This window comes from Euzebyales bacterium, assembly GCA_035461305.1.
GTDB lineage: Bacteria > Actinomycetota > Nitriliruptoria > Euzebyales > JAHELV01 > JAHELV01.
In genome coordinates this window covers 25,148-32,349 of sequence record DATHVN010000035.1, presented here as the reverse complement: position 1 = coordinate 32,349, position 7,202 = coordinate 25,148, and the positions used below count along the sequence as shown (strand labels likewise).

Below are 7,202 nucleotides of genomic sequence, written 5' to 3'. Positions count from 1 at the left end.
GCCTGCCAGTCCGCCGCCGCGGCAGCGCCACGCCGCACTCCGCGCACCCCGGGTCCGGGTCAGGTTCGTCGTCAACGGTCGCGACCAGCCGCGCCGCCTGACGGACAACCCCACCACCCGGATGCCCATCCGATCGAGATCGGCAGCGACCCACGTCAACGTGCGCACACGCAGGCACCGGCCGCACCACACGCCACCATCGAAGGACCGGTCGAGACGACGGTCACAACCGGAGCACCGGTCACCCATCAGCGACCTGCGCCTTCAAAGCGCGCTCACGCGCGGTCAGCAGACCGTGGTAGTCCAACCACCGGTCCCGCTCGCGGGAGCCGTCAGGGACCGCGCAGCGCGGCGCATGACGGCAATGAGCGGCCGCCTCGAACTCCCACCAGCTCCACGGCCGATTCGTCAACAGCTCATCGGCCATCAACCGGTCCCTGAGATCCCAGTACGCCTCCTCCTGCTCGTCGCGATCAGCGAAAAACGACCCGCACCACCAGCCGTTCGAACACTGCGGACACCACTGTTCGACGGTGCAGCGGCTACGCCACCGACCCGAATCGAAGAATCTGCCGACGCCTAATTCGTCGTACTGGTCCTCAGACCACCGGCCGGGGCCGCGTCTACGCGCCATCATCCACCCACGCACGACAGCGCCGCAGCGCTACGAGGCGGCCGCGCAACCACCGCGCCCGGTCGCCGAACACGTCGTCGGTGCCGCCGTCGATCGATACCGTTTACTGCCGCGCTAGCCGCTCCGCCCGCGCGAGCTGGTCGACCAGACGCTGCTCCTCGGCGTCCGCTGGTGGCGGCGGAGGCCGTCTACGCGCCACTGCGCTTCATCTCCCTGACGTTCGCCCACCGCTGCCGGTGGCCTGCCGCAGACCGGCCCTGATAGCCCGTCGCGACCGTCCGGCCACCCTCACTGTCCGGCAACGCCAGGGCGGCCAGCAACCGCGCCAAAGTCACCCGCTGTAGGCGTATCTCGTCGACGGCCGGATGCGTCACCTTCTGACCGCGGGACCCCTCAGCGATCACCCCGTCGTTCGCGATGGCCGTCTCGAGCTGGTCGATCACGTCCACGGTGTGGCACGCCTGCGCCAGCAGCACCAGTTCGTGGTCCTCCAACTCGTAGGCTCCGGTCACCTTGCGCCACAGAGCCCGGCCCTGACGCGTTAGGTTCGACGGCGGGGACGGCTGGGACGACCTGGTCACGATTTCTCCGATCTGGCGGGGATCTGAGACATTTTCACGTAGGCACAAGGGCCGAAACTGGAGCGTAGGCACTGGCCGACCATGCGCGGACTTGCCCGCCCGGTCTCCGACGACGCGCCGTGAAGATTTCGCCCCGCCCCCGGTCATGCGAACACCGGGCCGGGCGGCGGGTCGTCGTCTCGTCGGTTGACCCGTGGCCGGCCGAACGACCCGTCCCGGGCGGCTGTCTTGATCGCGTGACACGACGCGTCTCTCCACACGAGGTTGGCCGGGTCGTTGTTGCGCACGTTGCCGTCGACGTGGTCCAGGTGCATGCCTGGCTGCCATGGCTGGCCGCAGTCGACGCACGGTGTGCGCGGGGTGTGTTCGCGGCGACGTCGATGCGCCCGGTCGTAGCCCCGGCGGTGCGCGGACGGCCGGTCGTCAGTCGGCTTGTGCTCGTCGCAGCGGGCCGAGCGGGTCAGGGTCGGACAGCCCGGCTGGGCACACACCGACATGGGCTTATGCGGCATCGAGTCCGTCCTCGTCGTGCTCGAGGTCGTGATCGTCGTGTTCGCGGCGCACGATCGGCGGTGGAAGCGGCGTGCTGTGCGCAGTGCGGACCCTGTTCGGTGTCGATCACCTTGCGGTGGCCGCACCGTCGGCACCGTTCGCCGCGGCGGGCTTCGGCTTGGTGGAGCCGGGTGATCCATGCGGGCGGTGTCGAGGTCACGCTGCGGCCTCCTCGATCTCGTCGTGGCAGTCGTGGCAGGCGCCATAGGCGATGGTTATCGCGCCGACCGTCGTGAACGCCGGGAAGATCCCGTCGCCCGCAGTGTCCACACGGCACAGATCGCACGTGCGATCCTCCTCGTCGGTGAGGGCGGCGTCGTCGGGGATGCAGCGACGGCACCGGAACACCGGCGGGTCATCCCACAGGCACACGGACAGCGGCTGGGGCGCGGTGGCGGTCACGTGCCGGCAGGTCCGGCAGTCGCCGGTCAGCATCCGGGTGATGACCCGGTCGATCGGCCTGGTGAGCTTGGGGCTACGGGTGTGGGCAGGTGTGAACCCGAACTCGTCGATGATCGCTCGCGTGCCGGCGGCGATCTGCTCGACGGCGGCGTCGGCCTGGTCGCGGATGTGGACGGGCAGCGTCGCGCTCGCCTCACGCAGCACGGCGTTGAGCTGGTGACGCTCGGACCGGGTGAGGGTGTCGGTGCCAGCGGCGACGCGCCGGACTTTGCGTGCGAGGCGGCGACGGTCGGCGCGGTTCATGCGTACACCCGTGTGTCGAGGGTGACGGGTGTGACGAGTGTGACGGGTGTGACGGGTCTAGAGCTTTGTTCTCTACGCGTGTGGGCGCAAAGGTGATAGACCGTCACACCCGTCACCGTCACCACTTTTCCTACCGTGCGTATTGCGGCAATCATGGAGCGTCATCCTCGACCACGAGACCTATCCCTTGCCACACTGCCCCGGCGTTCGTCCGGTTCTTGTCGTGACCGCGGTTCTCGAGCACGGCGGAGAACGCCTTATTTGTCTTCGGGTCGGTCATGCCTTCCCGGTCGGCCCACCGCTGCCATGCGGCGAACAGAACCGACGACCGCACTGTGCACGTGTCCTTGAGTAGACACCGGTCCTCGAGGAACCGACCGACCGCATCGGACTCGGTGCGGTAGGCATCGGTGGCGTCAGTGACGACCTTCGGGTCGTTGAGTCCGTGGTCGCGCCAGTCGCGGTAGCCGTCGACCAGCCACGCGAGCACGGCGTCCGCCTCGAGCCGCAGTGCGTCGCCTAGCTCGGTGTCCTGCTCCTCGGTGGGGATGACGACGTCCCAGGGGACGAGCCGGATGCGACGCCAGATGCCCTCGTCGGTGCCGGTGACGATCGGCTTGTGGTTCGTCAGCATCAGGAACGTGTGGGACGGGTTGAAGTGCCAGAAGTCCTCGCGCATCCGGCGGGCCTTGACCCGGTCGCCGCCGGTCAACCGCTTCACGGTGCCCTCGGCGAGCTGGCGGCCTTGGTCGCTCTCGTGGAGCACCGCCAGGCGGCGGCCGAACAGATCAGCAACGCCGGTGGGATGCGCGTCGAACGTACGAGCGGTCAGTAGGTCGGGGTCTGCAGCGTCGGCGTAGTCACCCAGCGCGTACAGGGTGGCCTCGACGAACGTGCCTTTGCCGTTGCCGCCGGACCCGTGGAAGATCGGCAGCAAGTGCTCGACCACCCGGCCCTCGAGCGCGTGCCCGATGAGCCGCGCGAGGAACTTCCGCATGTCCTCCTTGGGCTGGACCTTCGCGAGGAACGCGGCGAACTTGGTGCCCTTGGTGTCCGGGCGGTATGCGGCGCCCGTGATCTTGGTGAGCAGGTCGGCGGGGTCGTGGTCGCGTAGCTCCATCGTGCGCAGGTCGAGCGTCCCGTTGACGCAGTTGAGCAGGAACGGGTCGGCGTCGAGCTGGTCAGGGGCGATGGCGACGCCGTCCTCGGTGCTGGCCAAGGCGAGCGCGCCGTTGACGCCGGCGGATGATTCTCCGCGTCGCGCCGTCCGCAATGCAGCGCGGCGCTTGTCGGCATCCTTGATGTCGTAGGCGGCATTGGTGAGCCGCCTCGCGGTGATCTTCATCCAGCGGGCGACTTGGCCGGTGGTGTCGTGCACCCAGCGGGTGCCGTCCCACACGAGCCATCGGCGCCATGTGGGCACGTAGCGGAGCCGGTCGCCGTAGACGCAGATCAGCCGGTGCGCGTAGCCCAATTCGGTCCACGGTTCGCGGGGCAGCGGGTCGGGCTCGTCGACGACGGCGTGGAGGTGACGGTCGGACGGTGCCGGCACGGGTGGCACGTCGGTCACGGCGTACCTCCGACGAACTTGGCGGCCGCCCAGGCGCGCATCGCGTCTACCTCGTGGCGTGGCTTGCCGACCGACACGGCGGCCTGGCAGATCGCCTCGATGTCCGCTTCGCCGGCGCCGGCCTCGTATGCCTCGCACAGCGCCCACAGCACCGTGTCGTGCCGGCCGGTGCCCTCCTCCGGTGACAGGCGCCGCACGTGGCCCACGAGGGCGGCTACGCCGTTCGACGCGGTGCGGGTGAAGGTCGACACCGGTTGGGAGCGTGGGGGTGTGACGAGCGCTGCGAGCCACGCGGGCGGTTCGGCCGGCGTGACGGTGGGGTCGTCCCACCAGTACGGCTGCCCGGTCTTCGGGTGCGACGACGGTGGCAGCACCACGTAGCGCAGCGTGTGGTGGATCAGGTCGATGCCGGGCCGGAGTTTCGCGCCGGACAGCCGCCACCCGGGGGTCGGCGGGCGCAGCCAGTACAGGTGCCGGCCGCCGTCGCCCCGCCCTGAGTAGCAGGTGAGCGTGGCGGGCAGCGGGTGGTAGGCGGCCTCGAAGAACTGGAGGGTGTCTTCGCCGCCGCCGTGGCGGTCGACGTCGAGGACGAGCAGGTGATGCGCGATGCGGCCGCCGATGACCGCGTTCGGGTGGCGCGTCCACCACTGCGACACCGTGTCGGGGTCGCTGGTCGCGTCGTAGAAGCCGTGTCCCAGGCGGCCGCACTGGCCATGGCATCCGTGGCCCGGTCCGTCGTGCGGGGATGGAAACAATGGCGCTTTGCGTCCGCCGCGGGTGGAGAGCGGGAAGACCTGCCAGCCAGCCGCGGCGTAGTCCACGGCCGCGTCATGTAGCGCGGCCGCGCCGTCAGTCCGGGTACGCTTGCGATGCATCACGTCTCCACTGCCTGCGGAGATTTGACCTCGGCCCCGCGTTCCTCGGCGGGGCCGTTGTCGTGTACGGGGTCACGCCGCGGGCCGGGGGTCGCGCCGCTGGTCGAGCCAGGCGCGGACGTCGGCGGGGTCGTAGCGGACGTGCCGGCCGATCCGCATGCCGACGGGTCCGCCGCCGCGGCTGCGCCACTGGTAGAGGGTGGCGACCGGCACGGCGATCATGTCGGCGACCTCCTGGATGGTCAGTAGCCGCTCGGTGTCCGCGCTCATTGTGTCTCCCTGTCGGATGAGTTACATTTCTGTGACACAGCCGGAGTTTGCCATCGTCCCTTGCTTCATGTCAAGGATGCGGGTACGGTGCGTCGGTATGACACAGGAGAGGACGCCGTCGCGGGTGGTCGCCGAGCGTGTCCGTGAGGTCCGCGACGGGATGGTTCCGAAGCTGTCCGCGGCCGGGTTGGCGGAGCGTTGCGCCGCGCTTGGGATGCCCGAGCTCAACCGTGACGTGATCGCGAACATCGAGTCCGGTCGTCGGCGGTCGGTCACGGTCGACGAGGTGTTCGTGCTCGCCGCGGCGTTGGGGGTATCCCCCGGGTATCTGCTCGGGATGGACGACGACGCGGTCGGTGACGGGTTCGTCGTCCGGCGGGTGGGGACGGCGGTCGAGGTCGACACGGCGTTGCCGGTGACGGTGGTCCGCAGCGGCGCCGCCGTCGGCGCGGTCACAGCGGACGCGGCCGCCGCCGCTCCGGCGCCGACCGTGTCCGCCGCCGCGGAGGACGAGTGATGGCGACGATCCGCAAGCGTCCGGGACGTCCGAAGCCGTGGGAAGCCCGCTACCGCGACCCGTCCGGCCGATCGCGGTCTAGGTCGTTCGCGCGCAAGAGCGACGCGCAACGGTTCCTCACGACCGTCGAGGCCGACAAGCTCCGCGGCCGGTGGATCGACCCCGCGGCCGGCAAGGTCACGTTCGCGGCGTTCGCGGAGCAGTGGCTCGCATCACAGGTGTTCGACGCCAAGACCCGCGAGGGCACCGCGTCGCGGTTGCACGCGCACCTGCTGCCGGCGTTCGGCGACGGCGAGCTGCGCGGCATCCGACCGTCGACCGTGCAGGCGTGGGTCGCCAGCGCGTCCCGCGACCTCGCGCCGTCCTATGTGCGGCTGCTGCTGGCGACGCTTTCGGCGATCCTCGGCGCCGCCGTCGAGGACGGGCTGATCATGACGAACCCGTGCCGGTCGCGTGCCGTGTCCGCGCCGAAGGTGACCCGCCCGAAGGTGCGGCCGTGGACGGTCGAGCAGGTCGCCGCAGCCGTCGCGGCGATGCCGGCCAGGTACCGCGCGACCGCGGTCGTGGCGTCCGGCGCGGGGCTGCGGCAGGGCGAGGTTTTCGGTCTGCGGGTGACCGACGTCGACTTCCTCGGCCGTCGCCTCGACGTCCGCCAGCAGGTCAAGCACATCACTGGTCAGGGCGTGGTGTTCGCGCCGCCCAAGCGCGGGAAGACCCGCAGCGTGCCGCTGTCGGACACCGTCGCCGCGGCCGTGTCGGAGCACCTGCGCGTCCACCCGGCCGAGGGCGGGGACCTCGTGTTCACGAACACGGTCGGCGGGCCGATCAACCGCGGCAGCTTCAACGACCGGGTGTGGAAGCCCGCCGTCGTGGCGGCCGGGCTCGAGCCGACGCGGGACAACGGCATGCACGCGCTGCGCCACACGTACGCATCGGTGCTGCTCGCGGAGGGCGTGTCGATCCGCGCCGTCGCGGACTACCTCGGCCACGAGAGCGCGTCGTTCACGCTGCACGTGTACACGCACCTGATGCCCGACGACGACGAGCGCGCCCGTGAGGTCATCGACGGCGCGTTCGGCGCTGCTGTGGGCCAGGCGTGGGCCGAGGCGGGTGGTGCGTGATGCGTCGTCGCTGGTCAGCGGCCTACAGCGGCCCGAATCGCCTACTTGTAGCGGTAGGTGATCCGCCCGCGGGTCAGGTCGTACGGCGACAGCTCGACGGTCACGCGGTCACCGGGCAGGATACGGATGTAGTGCTTACGCATCTTGCCGGAGATGTGCCCCAGGACCGTGTGGTCGTTGTCAAGCCTGACCCGGAACATCGTGTTGGGCAGCGCTTCCTCGACGACGCCCTCGAGCTCCAGAGCGGCCTCCTTCTGGCTGCCTGCGCGTGCCTCGCGCTTCGCTCTGGTCTCGGCGTCGACCTGTCCCGCGCGTCGGCGGGACGGCGGACGGCCACTGCGTCGTCGTGCCATGTGGTGCAAACCCCTGAACTGCTG

General features: G+C 70.2%; 10 protein-coding genes. 2 read left to right on the top strand and 8 right to left on the bottom strand.

Annotated features, from left to right (window positions below; all coding sequences use genetic code 11):
• Positions 1-241: 241 nt before the first annotated feature.
• The 7 genes from VK923_02950 to VK923_02920 form a co-directional block, all read right to left on the bottom strand.
• Complete coding sequence (locus VK923_02950; protein HSJ43624.1) at positions 242-427, bottom strand: hypothetical protein; 186 nt, start codon at positions 425-427, stop codon at positions 242-244.
• 395 nt (positions 428-822) lie between these two features.
• The gene (locus VK923_02945; protein ID HSJ43623.1) at positions 823-1,110 is read right to left on the bottom strand and encodes a hypothetical protein; all 288 of its coding nucleotides are present in this window, start codon (positions 1,108-1,110) and stop codon (positions 823-825) included.
• A gap of 248 nt (positions 1,111-1,358) precedes the next feature.
• The gene (locus VK923_02940; GenBank protein ID HSJ43622.1) at positions 1,359-1,529 is read right to left on the bottom strand and encodes a hypothetical protein; all 171 of its coding nucleotides are present in this window, start codon (positions 1,527-1,529) and stop codon (positions 1,359-1,361) included.
• Between the two features lie 394 nt (positions 1,530-1,923).
• Positions 1,924-2,472 (bottom strand): hypothetical protein, encoded by a 549-nt coding sequence (locus tag VK923_02935; protein HSJ43621.1) that lies wholly within the window; start codon positions 2,470-2,472, stop codon positions 1,924-1,926.
• A gap of 151 nt (positions 2,473-2,623) precedes the next feature.
• On the bottom strand, positions 2,624-4,042 hold the full coding sequence (locus VK923_02930; protein ID HSJ43620.1) for a phage/plasmid primase, P4 family: 1,419 nt from the start codon (positions 4,040-4,042) through the stop codon (positions 2,624-2,626).
• Positions 4,039-4,917, bottom strand: a complete 879-nt coding sequence (locus VK923_02925; GenBank protein ID HSJ43619.1) for a bifunctional DNA primase/polymerase — start codon at positions 4,915-4,917, stop codon at positions 4,039-4,041. Before VK923_02925 ends, VK923_02930 begins: the two co-directional genes overlap by 4 nt.
• A gap of 72 nt (positions 4,918-4,989) precedes the next feature.
• The gene (locus VK923_02920; GenBank protein ID HSJ43618.1) at positions 4,990-5,187 is read right to left on the bottom strand and encodes a helix-turn-helix domain-containing protein; all 198 of its coding nucleotides are present in this window, start codon (positions 5,185-5,187) and stop codon (positions 4,990-4,992) included.
• Positions 5,188-5,284: 97 nt separating this feature from the next.
• On the opposite strand from VK923_02920, the gene VK923_02915 reads away from it, so the two are divergent.
• Positions 5,285-5,704 (top strand): helix-turn-helix domain-containing protein, encoded by a 420-nt coding sequence (locus VK923_02915; GenBank protein ID HSJ43617.1) that lies wholly within the window; start codon positions 5,285-5,287, stop codon positions 5,702-5,704.
• Complete coding sequence (locus tag VK923_02910; protein HSJ43616.1) at positions 5,704-6,825, top strand: site-specific integrase; 1,122 nt, start codon at positions 5,704-5,706, stop codon at positions 6,823-6,825. Before VK923_02915 ends, VK923_02910 begins: the two co-directional genes overlap by 1 nt.
• Positions 6,826-6,866: 41 nt before the next feature.
• Here the strand turns inward: VK923_02910 and infA are convergent, their stop codons facing one another.
• Positions 6,867-7,067 (bottom strand): translation initiation factor IF-1, encoded by a 201-nt coding sequence (gene infA / locus VK923_02905; protein ID HSJ43615.1) that lies wholly within the window; start codon positions 7,065-7,067, stop codon positions 6,867-6,869.
• Positions 7,068-7,202 lie beyond the last annotated feature (135 nt).

Coding starts and splice junctions, on each gene's coding strand:
- VK923_02920 (HSJ43618.1), bottom strand. CDS start 5,187: ATGAGCGCGGACACCGAGCGGCTACTGACCATCCAGGAGGTCGCCGAC.
- VK923_02935 (HSJ43621.1), bottom strand. CDS start 2,472: ATGAACCGCGCCGACCGTCGCCGCCTCGCACGCAAAGTCCGGCGCGTC.
- VK923_02910 (HSJ43616.1), top strand. CDS start 5,704: ATGGCGACGATCCGCAAGCGTCCGGGACGTCCGAAGCCGTGGGAAGCC.
- VK923_02915 (HSJ43617.1), top strand. CDS start 5,285: ATGACACAGGAGAGGACGCCGTCGCGGGTGGTCGCCGAGCGTGTCCGT.
- VK923_02940 (HSJ43622.1), bottom strand. CDS start 1,529: ATGCACCTGGACCACGTCGACGGCAACGTGCGCAACAACGACCCGGCC.
- VK923_02925 (HSJ43619.1), bottom strand. CDS start 4,917: ATGCATCGCAAGCGTACCCGGACTGACGGCGCGGCCGCGCTACATGAC.
- VK923_02950 (HSJ43624.1), bottom strand. CDS start 427: ATGGCCGATGAGCTGTTGACGAATCGGCCGTGGAGCTGGTGGGAGTTC.